20 protein-coding genes and 1 pseudogene are annotated in these 21,497 nt (G+C 48.7%); 11 read left to right on the top strand and 10 right to left on the bottom strand.

The genetic code is table 11. The features are described from left to right. Nucleotides 1-21 precede the first annotated feature (21 nt). The 3 genes from rfbA to ACQ4WZ_RS17765 all read right to left on the bottom strand — a co-directional run bounded on the left by rfbA (nt 22) and on the right by ACQ4WZ_RS17765 (nt 2,251). Nucleotides 22-915 carry a glucose-1-phosphate thymidylyltransferase RfbA gene (rfbA, locus tag ACQ4WZ_RS17775; RefSeq protein WP_436574122.1) on the bottom strand — a complete coding sequence of 298 codons (894 nt, stop codon included), beginning with the start codon at nt 913-915 and terminating at the stop codon, nt 22-24. Further along, entirely contained in the window at nt 915-1,994 is a 1,080-nt protein-coding gene (gene rfbB / locus ACQ4WZ_RS17770) for a dTDP-glucose 4,6-dehydratase (protein ID WP_133989179.1), read from the bottom strand. The genes rfbA and rfbB overlap by 1 nt, the downstream gene beginning before the upstream one ends. A 110-nt stretch (nt 1,995-2,104) precedes the next feature. Next, on the bottom strand, nt 2,105-2,251 hold the full coding sequence (locus ACQ4WZ_RS17765) for a sugar transferase (RefSeq protein ID WP_373918950.1): 147 nt from the start codon (nt 2,249-2,251) through the stop codon (nt 2,105-2,107). 214 nt (nt 2,252-2,465) lie between these two features. On the opposite strand from ACQ4WZ_RS17765, the gene ACQ4WZ_RS17760 reads away from it, so the two are divergent. Both ACQ4WZ_RS17760 and ACQ4WZ_RS17755 read left to right on the top strand, forming a co-directional pair. After that, nucleotides 2,466-2,588, top strand: coding sequence for a hypothetical protein (locus ACQ4WZ_RS17760; protein WP_436574121.1), 123 nt, complete (start codon nt 2,466-2,468; stop codon nt 2,586-2,588). A gap of 242 nt (nt 2,589-2,830) precedes the next feature. Further along, entirely contained in the window at nt 2,831-3,745 is a 915-nt protein-coding gene (locus tag ACQ4WZ_RS17755) for a GIY-YIG nuclease family protein (RefSeq protein ID WP_436574120.1), read from the top strand. Nucleotides 3,746-3,766: 21 nt separating this feature from the next. On the opposite strand, the gene ACQ4WZ_RS17750 is transcribed toward ACQ4WZ_RS17755, so the two are convergent. After that, a complete protein-coding gene (locus tag ACQ4WZ_RS17750) occupies nt 3,767-4,171 on the bottom strand; it encodes a hypothetical protein (RefSeq protein ID WP_436574119.1) in 405 nt (134 codons plus the stop codon). Between the two features lie 114 nt (nt 4,172-4,285). Here ACQ4WZ_RS17750 and ACQ4WZ_RS17745 point away from each other — a divergent pair. Then, nucleotides 4,286-4,540 (top strand): annotated as a pseudogene (locus ACQ4WZ_RS17745) (helix-turn-helix domain-containing protein); the annotation flags it as partial. A gap of 842 nt (nt 4,541-5,382) precedes the next feature. Here ACQ4WZ_RS17745 and ACQ4WZ_RS17740 read toward each other — a convergent pair. Beyond that, complete coding sequence (locus tag ACQ4WZ_RS17740) at nt 5,383-6,120, bottom strand: hypothetical protein (protein WP_436574118.1); 738 nt, start codon at nt 6,118-6,120, stop codon at nt 5,383-5,385. Between the two features lie 661 nt (nt 6,121-6,781). Here ACQ4WZ_RS17740 and ACQ4WZ_RS17735 point away from each other — a divergent pair. The 5 genes from ACQ4WZ_RS17735 to ACQ4WZ_RS17715 all read left to right on the top strand — a co-directional run bounded on the left by ACQ4WZ_RS17735 (nt 6,782) and on the right by ACQ4WZ_RS17715 (nt 11,237). Then, entirely contained in the window at nt 6,782-7,243 is a 462-nt protein-coding gene (locus ACQ4WZ_RS17735; protein WP_436574117.1) for a hypothetical protein, read from the top strand. A gap of 173 nt (nt 7,244-7,416) precedes the next feature. After that, entirely contained in the window at nt 7,417-8,982 is a 1,566-nt protein-coding gene (locus tag ACQ4WZ_RS17730) for a recombinase family protein (protein ID WP_436574116.1), read from the top strand. Continuing rightward, entirely contained in the window at nt 8,979-9,881 is a 903-nt protein-coding gene (locus ACQ4WZ_RS17725; RefSeq protein WP_495542712.1) for a ParB/RepB/Spo0J family partition protein, read from the top strand. Before ACQ4WZ_RS17730 ends, ACQ4WZ_RS17725 begins: the two co-directional genes overlap by 4 nt. Further along, complete coding sequence (locus tag ACQ4WZ_RS17720) at nt 9,878-10,759, top strand: plasmid partitioning protein RepB C-terminal domain-containing protein (RefSeq protein WP_436574115.1); 882 nt, start codon at nt 9,878-9,880, stop codon at nt 10,757-10,759. Before ACQ4WZ_RS17725 ends, ACQ4WZ_RS17720 begins: the two co-directional genes overlap by 4 nt. Nucleotides 10,760-10,832: 73 nt before the next feature. After that, the gene (locus ACQ4WZ_RS17715; protein WP_436574114.1) at nt 10,833-11,237 is read left to right on the top strand and encodes a DUF1249 domain-containing protein; all 405 of its coding nucleotides are present in this window, start codon (nt 10,833-10,835) and stop codon (nt 11,235-11,237) included. A 32-nt stretch (nt 11,238-11,269) separates the two neighbouring features. Here ACQ4WZ_RS17715 and ACQ4WZ_RS17710 read toward each other — a convergent pair whose 3' ends face one another. Together ACQ4WZ_RS17710 and ACQ4WZ_RS17705 are read right to left on the bottom strand one after the other, a co-directional pair. Continuing rightward, nucleotides 11,270-11,596 (bottom strand): HNH endonuclease, encoded by a 327-nt coding sequence (locus ACQ4WZ_RS17710; protein WP_152615123.1) that lies wholly within the window; start codon nt 11,594-11,596, stop codon nt 11,270-11,272. A 204-nt stretch (nt 11,597-11,800) separates the two neighbouring features. Further along, nucleotides 11,801-12,190 carry a hypothetical protein gene (locus ACQ4WZ_RS17705; protein WP_436574113.1) on the bottom strand — a complete coding sequence of 130 codons (390 nt, stop codon included), beginning with the start codon at nt 12,188-12,190 and terminating at the stop codon, nt 11,801-11,803. An 867-nt stretch (nt 12,191-13,057) separates the two neighbouring features. Between ACQ4WZ_RS17705 and ACQ4WZ_RS17700 the strand changes: the two genes are divergently transcribed. From ACQ4WZ_RS17700 to ACQ4WZ_RS17690, 3 genes are all read left to right on the top strand, one after another. Beyond that, nucleotides 13,058-14,635, top strand: coding sequence for a hypothetical protein (locus ACQ4WZ_RS17700; RefSeq protein ID WP_436574112.1), 1,578 nt, complete (start codon nt 13,058-13,060; stop codon nt 14,633-14,635). Then, nucleotides 14,632-15,624, top strand: coding sequence for a hypothetical protein (locus tag ACQ4WZ_RS17695; protein ID WP_099395012.1), 993 nt, complete (start codon nt 14,632-14,634; stop codon nt 15,622-15,624). The genes ACQ4WZ_RS17700 and ACQ4WZ_RS17695 overlap by 4 nt, the downstream gene beginning before the upstream one ends. A gap of 395 nt (nt 15,625-16,019) precedes the next feature. Beyond that, complete coding sequence (locus ACQ4WZ_RS17690; RefSeq protein ID WP_436574111.1) at nt 16,020-16,301, top strand: hypothetical protein; 282 nt, start codon at nt 16,020-16,022, stop codon at nt 16,299-16,301. Between the two features lie 528 nt (nt 16,302-16,829). On the opposite strand, the gene ACQ4WZ_RS17685 is transcribed toward ACQ4WZ_RS17690, so the two are convergent. The 3 genes from ACQ4WZ_RS17685 to ACQ4WZ_RS17675 all read right to left on the bottom strand — a co-directional run bounded on the left by ACQ4WZ_RS17685 (nt 16,830) and on the right by ACQ4WZ_RS17675 (nt 21,416). Next, nucleotides 16,830-17,588, bottom strand: coding sequence for a hypothetical protein (locus ACQ4WZ_RS17685; RefSeq protein WP_436574110.1), 759 nt, complete (start codon nt 17,586-17,588; stop codon nt 16,830-16,832). Nucleotides 17,589-17,763: 175 nt separating this feature from the next. Beyond that, entirely contained in the window at nt 17,764-20,649 is a 2,886-nt protein-coding gene (locus ACQ4WZ_RS17680) for a plasmid replication protein, CyRepA1 family (RefSeq protein ID WP_436574109.1), read from the bottom strand. An 86-nt stretch (nt 20,650-20,735) separates the two neighbouring features. Beyond that, the gene (locus ACQ4WZ_RS17675; protein ID WP_436574108.1) at nt 20,736-21,416 is read right to left on the bottom strand and encodes a hypothetical protein; all 681 of its coding nucleotides are present in this window, start codon (nt 21,414-21,416) and stop codon (nt 20,736-20,738) included. Nucleotides 21,417-21,497 lie beyond the last annotated feature (81 nt).

The following is a 21,497-nucleotide window of genomic DNA, read 5'->3' as shown; positions in this document are numbered from 1 at the left end:
AGGTGGAAAGCGCGGCACAGCTCAGAATATCTTGTCGTCGAGCAAACGCAACAGATACTGGCCATAGGCGTTCTTTTTCAATGGCCGGGCCAGTTGCTCCAGTTTGGCGCCATCGATATATCCTTTGCGGTAAGCGATTTCCTCGGGGCAGGCAACTTTCAAGCCCTGGCGGTTTTCAATGGTGGCAATGAATTGGCTCGCTTCCAACAAGGATTCATGGGTGCCAGTGTCGAGCCAGGCCATGCCGCGGCCCATCAGCTCGACGTTCAATTGACCGCGTTCCAGGTAGGCACGGTTAACATCAGTGATTTCCAGTTCGCCACGCGCCGAAGGAATAATACCGGCGGCGATGTCACACACCTGGCTGTCGTAGAAATACAGGCCGGTGACGGCATAGTTCGATTTTGGCTTGAGCGGCTTTTCCTCGATGCTGACAGCGCGGCGCTGATCATCGAAATCGACCACGCCATAACGCTGCGGATCGTGCACATGGTAGGCGAACACGGTGGACCCGCTGGTGCGCGCGGATGCTTTGCGCAATTGGATTTCGAAGTCATGGCCGTAGTAGATGTTGTCGCCCAGAATCAGGGCCGATGGTGCATTGCCGACAAACTCCTTGCCGATGATGAACGCCTGTGCCAGGCCGTCCGGACTAGGCTGTACGGCATAGGTCAGGCGGATGCCCCACTGGCTGCCGTCACCCAGCAACTCCTGGAAGCGCGGCGTATCTTGTGGCGTGGAAATGATCAGAATGTCGCGTATGCCGGCCAGCATCAGGGTGGTCAGCGGATAGTAAATCATCGGCTTGTCATAGACGGGCAGCAGCTGCTTCGACACCGCCATGGTGACCGGATACAGACGCGTACCGGAACCACCGGCCAGGATGATGCCCTTGCGTTCGATGGTGCCGACCATTATTTTTGCTCCTGTGCCGCATCGCGCGCCGCGTAGTTTTTTTCTACCCACTTCAGGTAGTCGCCCGACTGGACATCGCGTACCCAGGGCTGGTTGTCCAAGTACCACTGGACGGTCTTGCGTATGCCGGTGGCGAAGGTTTCGGCCGGCTTCCAGCCCAGTTCGCGCTCGATCTTGCGCGCATCGATGGCATAGCGGCGGTCATGGCCAGGGCGATCCTGCACATAGGTGATTTGTTCGCGATAGCTGCCGGATGCTTTCGGGGCCAGCGTATCGAGGATGTTGCACAAGGTGTGCACGACTTCCAGGTTGGGCATTTCATTCCACCCGCCCACGTTGTAGACCTCGCCCAGGCGGCCCGCCTCGAGCACGCGGCGAATCGCCGAGCAATGGTCGCCCACGTATAGCCAGTCGCGCACCTGCATGCCGTCGCCGTAGATAGGCAGGGCCTTGCCGGCACGGGCGTTGCTGATAATGAGCGGAATCAGTTTTTCCGGGAAATGGAAGGAACCATAGTTGTTCGAGCAGTTCGTCGTCAGCACCGGCATGCCATATGTGTGGAAATACGCGCGCACCAGATGATCGGATGCCGCTTTCGATGCCGAATAGGGGCTGTTTGGCGCATACGGCGTCGTTTCCGTGAACGGCGGGTCGTTTGGTCCCAGGGTGCCATAGACTTCGTCGGTCGAGACATGCAGGAAGCGGAAGCCATCCTTGGCTTCGCTTGCCAAGCCGGACCAATACGCGCGCGTGGCCTCCAGCAGGCTGAAGGTGCCGTTGACGTTGGTGGTAATGAATTCGCCAGGGTGATGAATCGAACGATCAACATGGCTTTCCGCGGCAAAATGCACGATGGCGCGCGGCTGGTGTTCCGTCAGCAGGCGGGAGATGTGGGCCGTATCGCAGACATCGCCACGCACAAAGATATGGCGTGGATCGTGCTCCAGGCTGGCCAGGTTGCTGAGATTGCCAGCGTAGGTCAGTTTGTCAAAATTGATCACGGGCTCATCGTTGAGCGCAAGCCAGTCGCGTACAAAATTGGAACCGATGAAGCCGGCGCCGCCAGTTACTAAAATCATGCTGTTATCCTCTTTTACTCGCATATTGTCACAATGCTCCCTCGTCCGATTGTCTGAGTGCGAGGGCCACGAAATGTTTTCAAAGTACAATTATTGAGTTGCTAATGTCATTAGTAAGCGCCATCTTTCTTGAAAATGACCTTAACCGTTTTAGGCAGGATAACAATATCATTGAACAAAGACCAGTTATTGACATACCAGGCGTCGAGATAGGAGCGGGTATCGTAACTGGCATCGTTTCGCCGCTCATTTGTCATCGGCATGTGCCTCCGGGTTTCGCTTCAAGACAATACTCGATCTGCCCGGCATAGCGCTCCAGTTCGGCTTCGATAACGGGACGCGGCTCGAGCAGGCTCATGTCGCCTCTCGTTCTTCAGCTTGAAGTCGCGCTCCAGTTCGGCATGCGCGTCAGTATCCCGCGCCAGTAGCCTCCTGTTAAGCGCGATCATTTGCTGGGGGATTACCCTGCGCATGAGCCACTATCTCGAATACTTGCATGGCGATGCGATACCTGACCCTGACATGACCATCGAAGTGTATTTGATGGCCGAGACCGTCGGCGTGCTGACGTACTGTGATTGCTTCGGTTCTTGAAAAGTGTTCTGCCCGGAACTGAGGGCCTTCAGCCCACTTGCAAAAGCGGAACTGAACAATTTCCTAGGACAGTGGTTGACGAAGATGCTTGCTGAGGGCCGGAGCCAGACGAAGTCAGATCTGACGAAAAATGCCACTTAGTACTACATTGTTGTAGCGCAATTTCCTAAGGGGTGCGTTTCTCATGGAACCTCGGTGCCGTGTTCTGCTATTGTTCTAGCACTTCAAGCTAGGGTGGACAAATGGGAAAAAGCATAAGGATCTACCTTCCGAACGAAACGGTGGCCGGTATTCGTCACGCCGAAATAGCAAACTGGACTGGGCAAGCTCTTGCATGTCCTCGCTCACTTTTCAGCGAATTACGCGAATGGCCCGAGATCCAACGTCCCGGGGTTTATATTTTGTTCGGTGTGAATGATGAGACTGGGGCCGAAATCGCATATATCGGCGAAGCTGAAGTGCTCGCTGATCGCTTGCACAGCCACCTGTCAGGGAAGGAGTTTTGGTCGGAGTTGGTGAGTTTCAGTAGCAAAGACGAAAACCTTACCAAAGCCCATGTACGCTATTTGGAGGCACGGCTTGTATCGATGGCCAATGAAGCTAACCGATATCGGTTGGAGAATAATGTGGCACCAACACTTCCATCTCTCCCTAGGGCTGATCGAGATGCGATGGAGGAGTTTCTCGGCTTCGCCAAGACGCTATTAGGCGTTTTAGGCCACCGCATATTAGACCCCTTTGTTGTTCGGAAGACCAGCGTGGATGCACAAATCGCAACTATGATTAAAAATATCCCCGCGCCGGCAGAAAAGGTTCTTGAGCCTTCTGCCGTTTTCTATTTGCGTGTTAGTAGTCTTCAGGCACGAGCCGTTTGGACAGAAGAGGGGATGGTCGTCTTTGAAGGATCAGACGCAGCGCTCAATGCATCAGCAAAGATTCCTGTAGGGCTGGCTGCCCTCAGGCAGTCGCTTATTGCAGCTGGGGTACTATCAGTATCAAATGAGAAGATGGCTTTTAAGCGAGACCATATGTTCAAGAGTCCATCGCAAGCGGCAGGAGTTATTACGGGATACTCGATTAACGGACGAGACAACTGGAAGCTAGATGATGGTACAACCTTGAATGCATATTTTGAAAGCGGCCGAGACCTTCTTTAATGGCCGCTTCATCCCGAAGGCTCAACCCAACTTCGCCTTGATCAGCTGGTAGTAGGTGCTGGCACCTGCCGCGCTCAACTTGGCTTCGGCCACGAACTGTTCCACAATCTGCTTGCGGGTCATGTCTTTCTGCGTAGACATACGTAGGTAGATAGTGGAAGCGATTTCCATCTTCGTCGCCACCTTCTGCATCTTCTCGGCCTTGGCCGTAGAGGACGCGCATGTATCGAGTTTTCCTTCACTCCCCGTCGAATCCGTCGTCGGTGTCGATGAAATCGGCGTAGAGGCGTTTTTAATCGGTCCAGTCATGCCGGGCGAAGCACCAGCCGCAACTGTTTGCGACATAGTTGTCGCGTTGGATGGTATTACCGGTTGCTGGTCGTTCGTTGTCTTCGGCAGCTCGGTTGAAGTAATCTTCGCATTCATGATGTAGGCTGTTGAGTTGCACTGAAAATTGACCCACTTTCCCCACGAATTTGCAACGGAATCTGACTCACGTTAGTAGCACAATTCCACCTGTCTTATCGGCAGGAGATTGGAGTGATCAACGTGGCTCTACTCGGTATCATTCGACGCTGGCACCTTCGTGACCAGATCCCAATACGAGAAATCGCCAGGCGACTGGATATTTCACGCAATACCGTCCGACGCTATCTGCGCTCGGAAACCAATGAGCCCTCCTATGCGGAGCGGCGATCAGTTAGCGAATTAGACAAATACTCGGTGCAGCTATCCGGGTGGCTCAAGGCCGAGACGACTAAGCCGCGTAAGCAGCGGCGCAATTTGAAGCAGATTGTAGTGGGTCAATTCTGCGAGCAATCGAACATATTTGATTTCTAAATGTGTTTTAGCCGTATCTGCATCCCATACCTTCTCGGCCATCACACCTCGGTGAAATCGGCCATCGCATTTTCGATCACAGCAACTATGCTGCAACGTTGCCAACAGTGGTGAAAGCCGCGTAAAATGCACTCTTCGCGGGTGTAGCTCAATGGTAGAGCAGAAGCTTCCCAAGCCCCTCCACCTCGTCAAGAACCACTGTTCATGCGACTTTGAAGCGCATGAATCTGCGATCACACCAAAACTCCACCTCAATCAACAAGTTACTTGCCATCACATTTTCGCCCCCACATCTAGTCGAAAAAGCTGCTGATGTGTGTGGTTGCGGAAAGGGAGGTGCGATACATCGCTCCTCCCCACTACTTTACTTCTTAGCTTTTCCAGGTGCTACAACGGGAACTTTCAATACAACCGTAGTTGCAGGATGCGTCTTTGCGTACCCAGGGGTAACAATTCGTCCAGTCTTTGCGCTGATCGGCATGGACTTGGTTGCTGGTTTCGTTGCCATTTTTGAAGCTCCTTTAGTTGCGAAATCATACATGGCGGGGCACAACTCGCCATAAAAGTACTGTCGTTTGCAAAAGTTCGCTTAAAATGAAGCCATGGTTGAACGGCGTTCTGGTCTTCCATAGCTTCGTTCTAAGCCGTTACGATCTCCTGATCATATGGGTTTTCGCCATATCTGATCCCTGCCTTCCTAGCTCAAACATTGCTAGTTATGTTCCGCCTCGCAAGCGGCTGGGGTCAAAAAACTGGAAGTGTCAGTGCTAGTAACACTGGCACTTCCTCCTTCTACATCAACTCTGAATCGTGACTACACCACCAAAAACTTCCGCAGGAGTGCGTGTGTCTGCTCCTAGCTGCTCGTGTGTTGAAGAAGCTGTTGGTGTCAGAACCGGAGTTGTCACCGCTGCTGGTGGAACCGAAAGCACAGGCGCAGCTGGACCAAACACCGGTAGAGGTTGAAGTTCCGGTACTGATAACACTATAGTCGGGGCAGGAGGCTTAGGGGTCAGTGCCGCTACTGGATCAATAAGATCTTTCGCCCCAATTTCATGCCCTCGATCAAACAATTTCATAACGAGGCTTTGAGCAATTTTGTCCCGCTCCTTCCAGATGACTAAGTGTGGATTCAGAATTAGGACATAGTGGTATTCGCCGGTGGCTCCTTCTTTACATGCAATAAACCCTAGGTCCTTTAGCGTCTTCATGCGTTGACGCCAAGTGATCACTGCCCGCTCTCCCGAAAATCCTGCTTCAGCAGCAAACACTGCTGGATTTTCGATGGTCAGCAGCGGATCATCCCAAGCACGGCACCAAAGCACGAAATACGTTAGTCCGCACGGTTTGTTCTTGGAAAGGCTATCAATAATTGCCATGACCATTGCTAAGGTCCTTGGTATCGTCGCGTAGCCGTCATTACGTTTCCGTAGCCAGAGCCATTCTTGGGCAATTTCAGGGAAGAAGTTTTCTCGTAGTCCTTTTGCACGATCAGCCATCTTTGTTTTTTTTGTGGCCGCTTGTGTTGCGTTCATTTTCTGTCCTTCGCTACTTGCGCTGTTCCGATGAGGAATTCTCGCCTACCCACACGTGAAAAGCCATGAATGAAAACTCAGAATTCACACCACCAGCCTCGTATGTTTGCTGCCAACACACTAACACAGTTATACATTTAGAAGTCAACTCACTATGTGAGTTAGCGTGATTCATCTACCAGAAATTCTGTAACTTATTGAATTTTATGGATTTTATTTAAAGCGAGCGTGCTCCATTGCTCATTGTGCTCAATTTGTGCTCACTGTGCTGATGTGCTCATGTTCCCCAAGCGCTGGGTGGCAGGAAAAATCTAAAATTATTTGCCGGTCAATTGAAGATAACACGTCAAAGCTAATGCTAGTTCGCGTTGCTTTTTCGTTTTCCATGGATGGCGCCCATATTGCAAGCATCGTGGGACTCTGCGTGGATACCTGGTCGTCATACTCCCCGAACTCAACTTCATCTGGGACGATATGGCTATATTTTTCACGTAGCACGCGACCAATGTAACGCCCTGTCGTTCGCAGGTATCAGCTGGGGCAGATCAGCCTAACTCTATATGTTGTTGAATTTATTCTGAGATACGCTACGTGCTGGACTTGCCAGCCCCGTTTTTTTTCATGCAATCATGTCATCTATCAGTTCTGCATGGAGAACTTCATGGGGAAGAAGCGCTGCGTTGCATGTGGCGCGCTTTTTCAGGCGCGTCCTCAGGTTCCAAATCAATCATATTGTTCAGCATCTACATGCCAACGCGAGCGTAAGCGCGAATGGCAACGCCGTAAGCTGCATACCGATCCAGACCATCGTGAAAATAAGGCAAGGGCGCAGCAGGCATGGCGCGAAAGAAACCCTGAATATTGGCGGGAGTACCGTGACTCTCACCCGGACTATACCGCTCGTAATCGGGCATTGCAGCATGCACGAAACACTGGCAACAAGTCACGGATGATTGCAAAGATGAACGTGTCAACCTTGAAAAATCCACTGCAATCAGGGTTGTATCAAATGAAATTGCTGCAGCCTGGAGCGATTGTAAAGAAGGACGTGTGGACCGTCGAAATCACAGAGCATGTGTGCTCAGACAACGTGAATCCACATAATTGTAAAGATAGGACGTGAGCAGGACGTACCGCAGCAATGTTACCGTACTGCAAAGACTCAGGCTAGTTTTAGCTTAGTGCCCTGCGTCCGATGGCGTCATCTTGTTCATTTTTTACGCGCAGGGATCGCGTGGGTGAAGGGATGCGGAATTCATTGAAGAATCCATTGCTACTTAGGGCCGGTGGAAAATCATGCATGACGGAGAGCGACTCGATTTTACCGAGGGTGAGACCATGTCGCTAAGGGCGGTGCAATACGTGCGCATGTCTACTGAGCACCAGCAGTACTCGACTGAAAATCAGGCCGAAAAAATTAGGGAGTATGCCAAGCGACGGAACATCGAGATTGTGCACACATATACGGATGCTGGGAAAAGTGGTCTGAGCATCGAAGGACGTGCATCACTTCAGCGTCTCATCCATGACGTTGAAAGCGGAACCCCAGATTTTCAAATAATTCTAGTGTATGACGTCAGTCGCTGGGGACGATTTCAGGATGCAGACGAAAGTGCTTACTACGAGTATCGTTGCCGTCGTGCCGGAATTCAGGTCGTTTATTGCGCAGAGCAGTTTGAGAATGACGGTTCGCCAGTTTCGACAATTGTGAAGGGCGTGAAGCGCGCCATGGCCGGTGAGTATAGTCGTGAGCTATCTGCAAAAGTCTTCGCTGGGCAGTGTCGCTTGATTGAACTTGGCTATCGGCAGGGTGGTCCTGCTGGATATGGTTTGCGTCGTGTTCTCGTCGATCAAACTGGTGCGTTCAAATCGCAGCTGACTCGAGGTGAACATAAATGCTTGCAGACTGATCGAGTCATTCTTGTTCCTGGTCCTGACGATGAGGTTCGTATAGTTCAGCTGATGTATCAGTGGTTCATTGATGAAGGGCTGATCGAGTCCGAGATCGCTGCACGTTTGAATAGCATGTCGATTCGAACCGATCTGGATCGCGCATGGACACGCGCTACAGTGCATGAGGTATTGACGAACGAGAAGTACATCGGTAACAACGTGTACAACAGGATGTCCTTCAAGCTGAAGAAGTTGAGGGTGGAAAATAGCCCTGACATGTGGATAAAAAAAGTTGGTGCCTTCGAACCAATTGTAGCGACAGATATTTTCTACACAGCACAGGGCATCGCTCGCGCACGTGCTTATAGGTACACGAATAGCGAATTAATCGACCGCCTGAGATCCTTGTACCAGCAGCGTGGACTGCTGTCTGGGTTGATTATTGATGAGGCAGAGGGCATGCCGTCTTCATCGATCTACACTCATCGTTTTGGGAGCCTGCTTAGAGCCTATGAAATTGTCGGATTCACTCCAGATCGCGACTACAGGTACTTGGAAACGAACAAGTTTTTAAGGCGCTTGCACCCTGACGTTGTAAGTAGCACGGAGAAAAAAATCGTCAGTCTTGGCGGCGCAGTGCTTCGTGATCCAGCTACGGATCTTCTGCGGATCAACGATGAATTTAGCATTTCATTGGTACTTGCACGTTGCCAGGCTCCAGTCGAAGGAAGGCTCCACTGGAAGATCCGATTTGATACTGGTCTGGCACCTGACATAACGGTCGCCGTGCGCCTTAATTCTACTAACCAAGCAGCCCTAGACTACTACTTGTTGCCGCGTTTAGATTTCGGGCAACCGCGCATTAGTCTTGGGGTGCGGAATCCAGCTGAATTTGAAAGCTATCGCTTTGACAGCCTGGACTATCTCTATGGCATGGCTGAGCGTACGCGAATAAGGAGGGCTGCGTGAGTGAACAATTAGACCCGGGTGAACTAATGATGATTCCCCTCGACAAGATCGATGTGCTTAATCCACGGGAGCGAAACAAAGCCGCATTTGAAGAAATCGTCGCCAACATTCAGGCCATTGGGCTAAAAAAACCAATCACGGTTGCGCGACGTGCTGGCGAGAGTGGCAGCGAGCGGTATCTACTGATTTGTGGTGAGGGCCGCATGAAGGCATTCTGTTCGCTCGGTGAAAAAACCATTCCGGCGCTTGTCGTAGATGTCAGCGACGAGGATGCTTTTATCATGAGTTTGGTCGAAAACATTGCACGCCGCAAGTATCGAGCGCTTGAACTACTAGCCGGCATTGAGCAGCTTCGGGATCGGGGCTACGACAAGAAAGCCATCGCCCAAAAAATTGGCCTCACCGTTGAATACGTTCAGGGCATTTTAATACTGCTAAACAGCGGTGAGGAGCGATTGCTTGTCGCAGTAGAGAAAGGGAAGATTCCATTGAATGCCGCGTTGACAATCGTTGGCGCAGGTGACGATGACAAAGCGGTGCAGGCTGCGCTTCAAGATGCATATGAGTCTGGCAAGCTCCGTGGAAAGCAGTTGCTTCAGGCTCGTCGTGTCATTGAGCGTCGTCTAAGTTTGGGACGGTCCATGGCACGCGGTACTCCCCGAAAAATTCAGGATGTCACAAGTTCTAGTCTTGTGAGGACTTATCAAAAAGAGGTTGAGCGTCAGAAGCAAATGGTAAGGAAGGCTGAGATCGCCCAGCAGCGCCTCTTGCTTGTCGTTGGGGCCTTGCGACAACTTCTACTGGATGAGAATTTTACGACTTTGTTGCGTGCGGAAGGACTGGACTCATTGCCAAAGTACCTGGCCGAGCGCGTCTGGCCAGCGGGACGTGCAGCATGAGTAAGATATCTATAGGTTTTGATCTTGTTCCGCTGAAGGTACCGATTGAAAAAATCTTGCCGTCACGAAAACCGCCGGTCGGCGTCGTAACGTCGCGTACATATTCAAAGATTCGATCATCAATCAATGAGATCGGGCTAATTGAGCCATTGTCCGTGGCAGCGTCGTCGCCGGAGACAGATCAACATGTCCTTCTTGATGGCCATATTCGACTGTTGATCCTTGCTGAATTGGGCTACACAGAAGTTCCCTGCTTGGTGGCATCGGATGATGAGGGCTATACCTACAACAACCGTCTCAACCGCGTAACATCAATTCAGGCATCTCACATGCTACGGTGGGCCCTTGAAAATGGCGTTACTCCTGAGAGATTGGCTAGAGCATTTGATGTAGACCCGCGTACGATAACGACGAAGGCTACATTGCTAGACGGGATCTGTGCGGAGGCCGCCGATTTACTGAAAGACCACCAATTCGCTACAGACTTAGCTCGTGTTTTGCGCAAGATGAAGCCTACACGACAGGTAGAGTGCGTGGAGCTGATGATTTCCGCCAACACCGTTACGATAGCCTACGCTAAAGCCATGTTGTTAGCGACGCCACCGGAGATGTTAGTGAAGGGGAAAAAAACGGCAAAACTTACGGGGATAACTCAAGAGCAAATGGCGCGGATGGAGCGCGAGATGAGCAACCTGCAGGGACAGTACAAAGCTGTCGAGCAGACCTATGGTGAGGACATTTTAAACTTAGTGATTGCTAAAAGCTATCTTGCAAAGCTGCTGGCAAATAAAGCTGTTGCTCGCTTCCTTAAGCAGAGGCAATCTGAAATGCTGGCCGAATTCGAGATGATCATAAAGACGGTATCACTCGATGCATAAATTACCCTAACTCCGTTGTCCCTTAGCCGTTTCTCATGGATGGTTCCCGTATCGTAAATAACGTGGAATCGGCATGGATCTCTACCATCAAAACTACATCAAACTGCTGCAACTTCTTCCAGGTCTGCATGATATGAACGGGCCAGCTAAGCTCACGGCGCTTGGACACACCGATGTGCAAGTAGACGTGATCGAGCGGCATAAGCACAGGCTCGTACTGCGCATGAGCCACTACCTTCAGCGATTGCACGGTGCGGCGATACCTGACCCTGATATGACCATCGAAGTGTATTTGATGGCCGAGACCGTCGGCGCGTTGACGTACTGCGATTGCTTCGGTTCTCGAAAAGTGTTCTGCCCCGAATTGATGGCTTTTAGCCCACTTGCAAAAGCGGAACTGAACAACTTCCTGGAACAGTGGTTGATGAAGATGATTGCTGAGGGCCGAAACCAGCCGAAGGCTAAGCTCGCACAGTGAGCGTAACCTTGTCTGGCGCGTGTCAGTGTTGATCAGGTATGCCATCGGCCGCGCTCCATCCGCATGCGTACATGAATTTCAAACTGCGCTGGCGTTAGTTCCGCTTTACGCATGTGGCGGTGCTGGTTGCAAAATCGACATGCCGCGGCAATGTTGGCGGTAGCATTGGTGCCGCCGTTCTTTCGCGCAAAGAGATGCTCAGCCGTACATTGAAATTGAAGTGCCTGCTTGGTGGTGATTTTCTGCTGGAAGGCAAACTGAAGAGGGTTTGATAACCACATCAACTTGTGACAGTAGATGCACTGGCCATCTTGACGAAGAAATGCACATGCGCGAATGCGCTTGAGAGTTTTGGGCATACAGGCTCCTTGGTTAGAGAAACCCGTTCGCTCTCAGAGCATCGCGGGAACTAGTCGACTTAGTCTGACTAGCGAATCGGATGCCCTTGTGGTGCATCCGTTGTCGATTTTGCCCGATTTACCATATCGATGCAAGTGATGTGATCAAAACCACAACGCGCAACCTTCCAGCGTACGCATGCAGGGAACGGATCGCATCAATTCTTAGCCCAGCTTCGCCTTGATCAGTTGGTAGTAGGTGCTGGCACCTGCTGCGCTCAACTTGGCTTCAACCACGAACTGTTCCACAATCTGCTTGCGGGTCATATCTTTCTGCTTAGACATACGCAGGTAGATGGCCGACGCGACTTCCATCTTCGTCTGTGCCTTCGGGTTTTTTTCGGCCCTGACCGAAGATGAAGCGCCTGTATCGAGTTTTCCTTCGCTCCCCGTCGTATCCGCCGTCGGCGTCGATGGAATCGGCGTAGAGGCGTTTTTAATCGGTCCAGCCGCAGTCGCAACTGTTTGCGAAAAAGTTGTTGTTGTGGTCGGTGTGGCCGGTTGCTGGTTGTTCGTTGCCTTCGGCAGTTCGGTTGAAGTAATCTTAGCGTTCATGATGTAGGCTCTCGGGTGTTTAAGGAGCCTTTACCATCAACAGTTTCCGATGACTAGGCAACGGCCAGATGGCAGGCCAAGATTTGTTTGCTTTTTCGCGCTCCTTTGATTTTCACCAACGTGGTGACAGCAATTTTCGGTGGGCAGCCACCTCATTTCCCATCATACCCGCGAGGGTATCCGCAGAAGAACCGCATGAATGCTGGGTTGCACGAGCTACGTTAGAAGCTTTAAACGCCTCGGCTGAGGGACCAATAACCAGTCGGTCAGAAGGTTTAAACGCCTCGGCTGTGGGACCAATCGTTAGTCGGTCAGAAGGTTTAAACGCCTCGGCTGTGGGACCAATCACTGGTCGATCAGAAGGTTTAAACGCTTATGAGCTATGTGTTCGTTTGCTGGCAGGATTGGCCTTGTCGCGAATGTGCCAGCGCCGAATAACGCCTAGTAATGCTACGTCGATCACCCCAATTCCTCACTCAATGTCATGAGCAGGATTGTGTCTTATACGTGGGGCAATTTCGTGTGCAAATTATGCGGTAAAGTAGGTTAGATTTCGCTTCAGATTAACATTGGTTACCCTTGTTCGTGACGCGCATCGGCTCCTATGTTCCACTTGTTAGTTTCGGTGAACTTTCCATCGGGAAAAAATGCTATCGTTCTGCTCGGTGGCTGAGTTCGAATATAACCAGGATTCAACAATGGAAATCACCCTGAGCCCCATGCTGCGCATGCAGAGTTTGAGCACTCGGCCTGTTGGAAAACATGAACGGTGCCATCTCTTGCGATCTCAACGCGAAGGATCGGAATCCGGGGCCTAGCGCGAAGTTTTTGACTAAGCGCTGTCTAACAAATTCATTAGAGGAGCTCATGTTGAGCAAAGAAGCGACAGCAAATGAAACGGTATGGATCGATGACGAGACCGAACGGCTCATTCGCATCATCGAATCTAGCCCACCATCACCAGATAATGAAAAAGTGCTAGATGATCTCCAGGCGGCGCTGCTGAACACACTCATCGGTCCCTTCGGGCTTTCCGCAGATTTGCTAGAGGACGTCGATGGAGGTAACGTTACAACGCTGCATAACTTCGAGCAGGGCGTCACCGCAAATGCCGAAGACGCTTTACGCCGCCAGAACTATGAAAAAGCTCAAACGGAAAGATTTGATCGTACCGATTATGATGCAGAGCGCAAGAAAAAGGGAGCCCGCAAGGAACGCTTCCAAAATCCTGAGCCAGTGGTGGATGCATACACAGGCAAAGAGTTGCCCCGCAACGGTCAAGCGCAACAAGATCACGTAGTGTCCGCATCGGAAATCGAACGCTCTGCGAAGGGGCACTTTGCGCAAACACGCGAAGAGCGTGTCGAGATTGCCAATCAAGACGCAAATATCGTATGGACTGATAGTGGTATGAACCAGTCAAAGGGTGATCTTACTCTCGAAGAATGGGCGAACAAACCCAGCAGAAAAGAGAAGAGCTTACAAAACGCCGAAGCCTTTGATGTCGATCGACAAGCGATGAATGCGGTGGACAAAACAGCTCGTGAAGCCGTCAACAGCGCACAACGCCTAGCCGCACTTAAGAAGAATGCGCAAGATCTGGCGGTGCAAGGCGGACTAGAAGCGGGAAAAGTGGCGTTGCGGCAAATTGTAGGGCTTGCGTTGCGCAGTCTGTTGAAAGGCATAGTGGCAGATATCCGTCAGCTTGCGAAAGACGGATTACGGGACGTCGACAAGATAATGTCTATATTGAGCGCGCGTGCAAGAGCCATCGTTGAAGAAATGAAAACACGGTGGGCGGAGTTCCTCAAGGAGGGGCTTGCTGCAGCGGTATCTGGTTTGCTCTCAAATCTCGCGACGTTCCTCATCAATTCATTCGTCACCACTGTACGCAACGTTGTGACGATTATTCGCGAAGTCATCGTCTCACTCGTGCGTGCAGTGAAAGTCGTGGTTGCGCCCGAACCTGGCATGACGCGGTCTGATATTGCGCGCGATGTGTTGGCCATTGTTGGCGGAGCCGCAACCACAGTCATCGGTATCGGCGCTGAAGAAGCAATTGCCAAGATGCTGCTGTCGTTGCCTCCTCTCGCCCCGTTTGCCGAAACACTTGCAACCGTATTGTCTGGCGCTCTTGTGAGTGTCGGCACGATTATCCTTCTGCTGGCATTCGATCATCTCAAAGCAAGCCTTGCATTCAGAAATAAGCAGTTCGCCGATGTACACCGGGGTAATCAGGTGACACTGCTGAAAATGCGCCGCACATGTTTCATGATTGAAACCTCTGCCCAATTAATTACAGCTACTCACACAGAGATGCATAAGCGCATCGAAACTCACTCGGCCGAACGTGACGTCCGCCGTGGCACACTCGATAAGTCGATGAACGAGTACGACGCCGAAGTCAGCGGCCTTCAGCAACTTTTGAACTCTTTCAATCAATGACCGCACTAATTCAACTATTACCGACGAAAACAGCATCGCCACAAGAACAAGCATCACGCATCTTCAGCCTGATAAAGAAATTAGAGGATACCGCCAAGAAGGCCGGTCTCGAGGTCTCAGAGATCGAGAGTCGTGGATGGTGGAAAAACATTGTTTCTAGTAGCAGAGATGACCTTATCTCCACTGCACGGTCACAAGGCGAAATTAATGACTTGCTGGTTAAACTGAACCAGGAAATCATTGGTCTGAATACCTTAGGCTTCGCTTACCTCACAAGCGTCATCGCAGAATTCGAGCGTCAGGTTAATGAAGGCGTGAAAGATAGTGATGGCCGAATTCATGTGCTCTCTGAAAATGGAAAGAATGTCGCAAAAGCCGCAAAAGCGATGTTCAGCGCAATCCTCGACGCGTCGCGCGAAACACAAGGAAGAATTGACGCAAACACTGAGGCTGCAATAGCGTTGCGTCTTGATGTAGACAAACTCTCAGAGTTTGTTTCGTGTAGCATAAAAAACATAGACAATAGATTCGAGGAAGCGACTCGCCAAGCCACCGAACAATCAGCAGGCAACCTTAGGGCACTTCAAAATCTCGAGCATCGCGTCGGAGATGTTACTGAGATTGCGGCATCCTTTGACGCGCGAACGCGCGCGGTCGAAAAGCTGACGGGCAATGCCAGAGTTCGTATTGCAGAACAATTAGCATTAGCGGAGACTCACTCCACGAAGATCAACGAAGCAATGGATTCAGTCCACACGCTCATACAAGGACAGACTGACGCGAGTGCAAAACTCAACTTATTGGCGCATAAGGGCATGGAGCTAGAAAAGCAATTACCCTCGCTTCTGGCGCAGATTGATTTACTCCGAGACAACCATGCTGCGGAAAAGGACCGACTGCAGCGAACAACACGAACCATGAGTGTCGTGATATTTTTCCTGGCATTGATTTGTACCGGCCTGGCTTTACGTGAGTTTCACATTTTGTAGATTTTTCGACTGCACAGTTTCAGCTAGTGACCGCATTCCTTCTACCTGAGAAGTTGGGTATGATTAAAAATGCAAAAATAACTTTATGGAAAAACCCTTAAGTATCTGAAATCAAAAATTTTTATTACTTTTAAAGAAAACGGGATGCCATGACTTGGGTTGTTGGAGGTCGCCATGTTGCTGTCTAAAACTTCGTAGTACAAGGGATGTGCGCTCTTCCTGAAGCAAGCTAACATGGGCATGCAGGCTAGCTATCCGCCCAACATCTAACCTAACTTCGCGTTGATCAGTTGGTAGTAGGTGCTGGGATCTGCTGTGCTCAACTTGGCTTCGGCCTCGAACTGCTCAACGATCTGCTTGCGGGTATATCTTTCTGCTTAGACATGCGTAGGTAGATGGTGGAAGCGAGTTCCATCTTCGTCGGCGCCTTAGGCTTCCTCTCGGCCTTGGCCATAGATGAAACGCCCGAATCGAGTTTTCCTTCGCTCCCCGTCGTATCCGCCGTCAGCATCGATGAAATCGCCGTAGCGGTGTTATTAATCGGTCCACTCACGCTGGTCGAAGCACCGGTCGCAGCTATCTGCGAGACAGTGATCGCGTTGGATGGCATTGCCGGTCTGTGGTCGCTCGTTGTCCTCGGCAGCTCGGTTGAAGTAATATTCGCATTCATGATGTAGGCTCTCGCATTTTTAAAGAGCCTTTACCATCAACATTTTTTAATTATTAGGCAACGGCTAGCTGCCAAGCCTAGACTTGTTCACCTCATCTTGTTCCAGCGGTTTCATCAACGTGGTGTCAGCAATTTTCGGTGGGCAACCACTTCATTTCCCATCACACCTGCGAGGGTATCCGCCTAAGACCCGCACGAATGCGGGGTTACGCGAACTACGTTAGAAGCTTTGAAGGCTCATAACGTACGCACGTCGCCCAGACCCGAGACAAGCTGCCGCATTTCCACCTACAGCGCGACGCCTGTATCCTGCAGACCTGCATGAACGCTTGGTTTTCAGGGATAGGCCAGAAGGTTTGAGAGCTTATAACGGATGTAACAAAACCGGGTTTAGCGATCTAAGAGGTTGCCAAGCATAGTTATGTTGCAATAATTATATCCTTACTTGATCCACATGACTATCTTCCGGACAACAGGTGCCTCTCATCACATACACACACAAGGTAGGTGTTGTCCGGATTTACTTCATCAATGTTTATTCAAAGACAGTCATGTCAATACCTTCGTCACATTTTGATAAAATCTCTTGTTCAATAATATTTTCTGCCATCCAACTGGACCATGCCTGCATCGAAATAACGATTTCCGGTAGCAATGTCTTGATATAGGTAAGTTTGTTCATGAACTCTGTGTTTTTATTTTCAATAGCAATCGTCCAGCGATAATAATGCGATGTATCTTTTTCTGATTGATGATTCTCTTCACTAACATCATTATGCCACTTGGACATATGCTGACGTAATTGGTTAGAAAGTTCGAGCCATGCTTCCGAAATGTATGAATCTGAACTTGCCATGTGTAAGACGTTTTCGTTATTTTTGGTTCGATATTCAGCTGTAACCCTGCCGCCCCCAGGCCAGTACAATGAAGAACCCGCTGAATTTGCTTCTTCTTCAGTTTTGTAGTTTACAGTTTTGAAGCTGCTGATAGTTGCTATCAGATCAAATGGTTCGACTGGATGACAAAAGAAAGTTTTGCAGTTAGGCATTCCAAACGCAAATTTCAAATAATTTGTTGCATCATCGGCGATGATCTTTAGACTACGCATTAAAGAAGTGAGTTCATCTTGCAACGAGTCTTGAAGACTGGTCATTGATACATGTACGTAGTCAGAAAAATCGTCGATATCTGGTTCTGTCATAGCGCTGAACTTTGCCTTAAACGCATTGTATTTTTCCATTAATTCTTCTTTATCTCCCTTTGGTATTAAATTGAGCTTTGTTTTGTACGGCATAGTTATTTCTCTTTCAAGGATTGGTGGATTGTTAAGGTAATGATGGATTATTCCGGACAACACATGCCTTCTATCACATACAAAAAAATATCAGGTGTTGTCCGTAATACGTAGATTTATTTTTAATTTATATAATTTGGTTGGGGTTCGTAAATTTGTAAAGGTTTACTTAAAATTATTTATTTACCAATTTCTTATTTTTTCCATTAAAAGATAATTCATTCAGGAATATTTGGTGATCATTGACTCCTTCTGCATATTTCAATACCATTTTGTATTTTTCATAATTGATCATGTATTTGACAATGCGTTGGCCTTTAACATCTGTCTTTATTGGTTTTCTCCATTCACAACCAATCGCACGCAATAACTCACCAAGTTGCGAAATTGGTTTAATCTGCAAATCTGCCCGGAGTGATATTTTTAATAGCGATTCAATATCAAGTTTTCGTTGCAAGCACAAGCTTTTAAATGCTTCCAGATCAGCATTGCAAATAGCCTTATCTTTGATAAAATTTCCATGCACGTCTGTCAGTGTGGTTGCATCAAAAAGCTCACGTAGCAATGATTTCGTTTTAGATAAAAATTCCCTATCTGTAACTGGTATTTTTATTCTCGAAAAATTCTTATTTTCTGTTTCATGATCCGATGCTATGTAAATTGCCAAGAGGCCAATTTTGTTACGATAAGTGCCGTTGTTGTCCAGTTCAACAAGCTTCGGGGTGACAATTTCATCATAAAATTTCTCCATTCGATAACGATCTAACTTTGCTTGATCTTGCAAGTTGAGAAATGGTAACTTTGAGAACTGTACAGCGACTTCTTTCGAAATCTGCATTGCGGAACAAATGGCATTAATATTGCTCCGTTCGAGGTTAAGGCGTGCTTCGTTGCGCGCATCCCTACCAAGAACAGAGGCAGTTTCATCTGCTTCAATGATATTTACTTTCCATCCATTGTGATTTTTAAGATCAATGAAATGTTGTTTCAAATTATTCTTTGATGCACGTTGCAATGAAAGTACTTCTGCATACAACGTCAGTAATTTGTCATCATCGGCATAGATTTTCATGTCGTTTGCATCGTAGGAAATCTGTACATCAGTGATCTGGCCTAATTCAATACAATTGCGTTTAATGACGTCAGGCTCGATTTCGAATGTAAATTTCTCTGGCGAGATCCATGCTTTCACAAACTTCGGATGCCGTACCCGGCAAAGTTGCTGATCAATATCGAAGTGGGTATTAATTCTGGCACCGAAAAAACCAAACACACCATCTATCAGCTTTGCATTCTCTGCAAATGTGATGTCGATTCCCGTTCCTAGTGATGGTGAGGAAACCACTACATCATATTTGAGAATTTCTTCCGAAATATTTTCGATGAAATTTCGTATTTCTGGCTCTTTTGAGTTTGTCGACGTAATTAAAAGGACGCGTAGACTACCCGAAGTTTCCGCATTGATTGAGTTTTCGATGAGTTGAGCTTTCTTTTTTGAATTACAGCACACATAATATTTTCCGCCTGACCGCACCGCTGTTATAAGTTCACTTAGCAATTGATTTTCGCTGTTGTAGAGATCAATTTCTCGATTATTTTCTTTGTGGCGATTGATGTAGAACTTAGCTGGCATTTCGCCACCCCGTGCACTAGCAATAGTTGCCAGTGTCAAATAGCCAAGGTCAGCGTCGCACGCAATGACAGTCTTAGCTTTTTCCAGATAACGTTCCATCATCAGAAAGCAGTCTCGCCGCTGTTTTCTCAAAGTTTCTGAAGTTAAATGGGAAAATACCTGTTCTGACTCGTCAATGATAACTACGTCGAAACGATGAACTCTTAAATTTAATAAGCGTGGAATACTGTCGAGACAAATCGCATAGTAATCAGATACTGCAATGGCGTTGCCATCAGCATCTTTTTTATCCAAGTAACAATCAAGACCAATCCTCTTCGCTAGCGAGGAGATTAATGATTGGCGATGACCAATTAGAAGTACGGATAAACCATTTATTTTGCATTCTTGCACCATCCTTTTTAGTTGATGTGTTTTTCCTGAGTCTTTTGGACTGCGAATTAGTATTATTCCTGGACCTAGTTCGATATCATTTAGTCGATGATTGCTTCTTGGTAATACCATCCGTCCATCATGCGTGAAGAACTCAGAAGGAGCTTTTTCATCCAGATAGTTATATGGATCTTCTTCAAATTCGATAGCATGTAAATCAGATTCAATCTGATTAAAATCATAGTTCTGTAGTGCTCGAAAGTTCATCGCTTCTGGCCAAAAAGTTTTTGCACATGAGCTGCAATGGATTCCTTTTGTTCCATTCCGCGATTCGGTTACAAATGCACTAGGACTTTTATCAATATGGAAGGGGCAGCGGACAATAGAACCTTTTTTTAGCGATGCAACACTTTCCATCGATCCAGCGATAGTTTCCACTTGATGATCGGCACGAAGTCGTTGCTCTGCCCTGGTTGTGCTTGCCCCCGATTTAACACTGTCATTTTCACCGTGTTCTGCACGTTCCCGCTTTTCAGATCCTAATTTTATTAGCTCATCTAACAAATCATTGTGAAGAGTATTGCCGAGAATAATCGGCAATCCTTTTTTGTTTCCATAGAAAATTCGACATGCATCCTTGCATGCGCCATCGCCTCCGAACATGCGGATCAATCCAGTGTATGCACTCTCCATCGTGTGCACATCTTGAATAGTTCTCTCAAGAAAAAATACGATGCGAAATCGATTGTGGCTTGGAGTATTGCTCCACGTAGGATAAATAATCCCTGCATTCTGTATTACGTAAGGATCATTCATCGCTTGTTCAATAGTCATTCCGCCATCAATGTCAACGGCTACGAAGTCAGACGCAATAAAATTATTGCGCGAGCGCTTTCCCTTGTGTTGGGTGCAAATAGAATGGCCTAACCCGATATGGATGGCAGTTTCTTCAATGCTCAGATCAACATTTTCAAAGTCGTTTGCAAGAGAAAAGAATGAATTTAAGTCAGAACTATCTGGCTTGAAGTCAATCTTGGTATGGATGGCTATTTTCATTGGTAAATTTTTATTATTAAATCGAAATGATTTCTACATAAAAAAGGCGGGATTGGCATTGATGGCCAATGCCGCCATATCATTCCTTATTTAATCGTTGGATGCTGAACAAGTTGTTCGTTCAGGTCATCAAGAATCTGGCACATGACTTCGTGCATATTTCCTGTGTCTGCGTTGATACTGGCGCAGAGTTTCTTGTTAATCTTTGGTCCACCCAACCCTTTGGCCGCCAACACCCCCGCGATAAGAATGTGCATCGGTGCCAGTCCTTGGCTATAAAGCGTTGTTGAAACCTCGCTCCACATTTCTTCAAGCTGATGCCATGAGGTATCGTCGATGTTGGTGGGACGCTTGACGCGGTTCATCAGTGCAGACAAGTCGATTCCATCCTGGCTCTTGCGGATATTCTTTAATGCAGGATGCTGATCGAGGTCTTCTGGCGTGAAGAACACAGCCCCGTTGCTGCAGAACGCACTGAGGGCCTTTGTCGTTACTTCGTTCAGCATGTCAAAGCGAACTTCGAATGTGCCCTTGTAGCGCTGGCCACACTTCGCATTGAGCGCTGCACTTACCTGCGATTCGATTTCGCAGCGCGCCGTGGTGAGCTTGCAGGCGAGCTGGTAACGTTGTGCCTGTTTGCTGATGGGGAGCGGCATTTCTGGCAACATCGCAGTTGATGGTGCAATGCTGCTGGCGTCTGGCAAGATAGTTTGCATGGAGTTCTGGGTCAGGTCAGTTGCTGCGGTTTGGATCTGTTCGTCGTTCATTTTTGTGTCTTTCTTTCATATTTTTCGGCGGGGCCGCCGCATTGCCTGGGAGCCTCATTCCCTGATGGAAATGAGGTAGTT

It is taken from the genome of Janthinobacterium darwini, from assembly GCF_051380905.1.
Taxonomy (GTDB): Bacteria; Pseudomonadota; Gammaproteobacteria; order Burkholderiales; family Burkholderiaceae_D; genus Janthinobacterium.
This window is presented reverse-complemented; position numbering and strand designations above follow the sequence as displayed.

Bases quoted from the DNA above. Each gene is read 5' to 3' on its own strand.
- ACQ4WZ_RS17720 (WP_436574115.1), top strand. From the start codon at position 9,878: ATGAGTAAGATATCTATAGGTTTTGATCTTGTTCCGCTGAAGGTACCG.
- ACQ4WZ_RS17700 (WP_436574112.1), top strand. From the start codon at position 13,058: ATGTTGAGCAAAGAAGCGACAGCAAATGAAACGGTATGGATCGATGAC.
- ACQ4WZ_RS17750 (WP_436574119.1), bottom strand. From the start codon at position 4,171: ATGAATGCGAAGATTACTTCAACCGAGCTGCCGAAGACAACGAACGAC.
- ACQ4WZ_RS17680 (WP_436574109.1), bottom strand. From the start codon at position 20,649: ATGAAAATAGCCATCCATACCAAGATTGACTTCAAGCCAGATAGTTCT.
- ACQ4WZ_RS17695 (WP_099395012.1), top strand. From the start codon at position 14,632: ATGACCGCACTAATTCAACTATTACCGACGAAAACAGCATCGCCACAA.
- ACQ4WZ_RS17715 (WP_436574114.1), top strand. From the start codon at position 10,833: ATGGATCTCTACCATCAAAACTACATCAAACTGCTGCAACTTCTTCCA.
- ACQ4WZ_RS17735 (WP_436574117.1), top strand. From the start codon at position 6,782: ATGGGGAAGAAGCGCTGCGTTGCATGTGGCGCGCTTTTTCAGGCGCGT.
- ACQ4WZ_RS17765 (WP_373918950.1), bottom strand. From the start codon at position 2,251: ATGACAAATGAGCGGCGAAACGATGCCAGTTACGATACCCGCTCCTAT.
- ACQ4WZ_RS17690 (WP_436574111.1), top strand. From the start codon at position 16,020: ATGGTGGAAGCGAGTTCCATCTTCGTCGGCGCCTTAGGCTTCCTCTCG.
- rfbB (WP_133989179.1), bottom strand. From the start codon at position 1,994: ATGATTTTAGTAACTGGCGGCGCCGGCTTCATCGGTTCCAATTTTGTA.
- ACQ4WZ_RS17710 (WP_152615123.1), bottom strand. From the start codon at position 11,596: ATGCCCAAAACTCTCAAGCGCATTCGCGCATGTGCATTTCTTCGTCAA.
- ACQ4WZ_RS17685 (WP_436574110.1), bottom strand. From the start codon at position 17,588: ATGCCGTACAAAACAAAGCTCAATTTAATACCAAAGGGAGATAAAGAA.
- ACQ4WZ_RS17760 (WP_436574121.1), top strand. From the start codon at position 2,466: ATGAGCCACTATCTCGAATACTTGCATGGCGATGCGATACCTGACCCT.
- ACQ4WZ_RS17755 (WP_436574120.1), top strand. From the start codon at position 2,831: ATGGGAAAAAGCATAAGGATCTACCTTCCGAACGAAACGGTGGCCGGT.
- ACQ4WZ_RS17675 (WP_436574108.1), bottom strand. From the start codon at position 21,416: ATGAACGACGAACAGATCCAAACCGCAGCAACTGACCTGACCCAGAAC.
- ACQ4WZ_RS17730 (WP_436574116.1), top strand. From the start codon at position 7,417: ATGCATGACGGAGAGCGACTCGATTTTACCGAGGGTGAGACCATGTCG.
- rfbA (WP_436574122.1), bottom strand. From the start codon at position 915: ATGGTCGGCACCATCGAACGCAAGGGCATCATCCTGGCCGGTGGTTCC.
- ACQ4WZ_RS17705 (WP_436574113.1), bottom strand. From the start codon at position 12,190: ATGAACGCTAAGATTACTTCAACCGAACTGCCGAAGGCAACGAACAAC.
- ACQ4WZ_RS17740 (WP_436574118.1), bottom strand. From the start codon at position 6,120: ATGAACGCAACACAAGCGGCCACAAAAAAAACAAAGATGGCTGATCGT.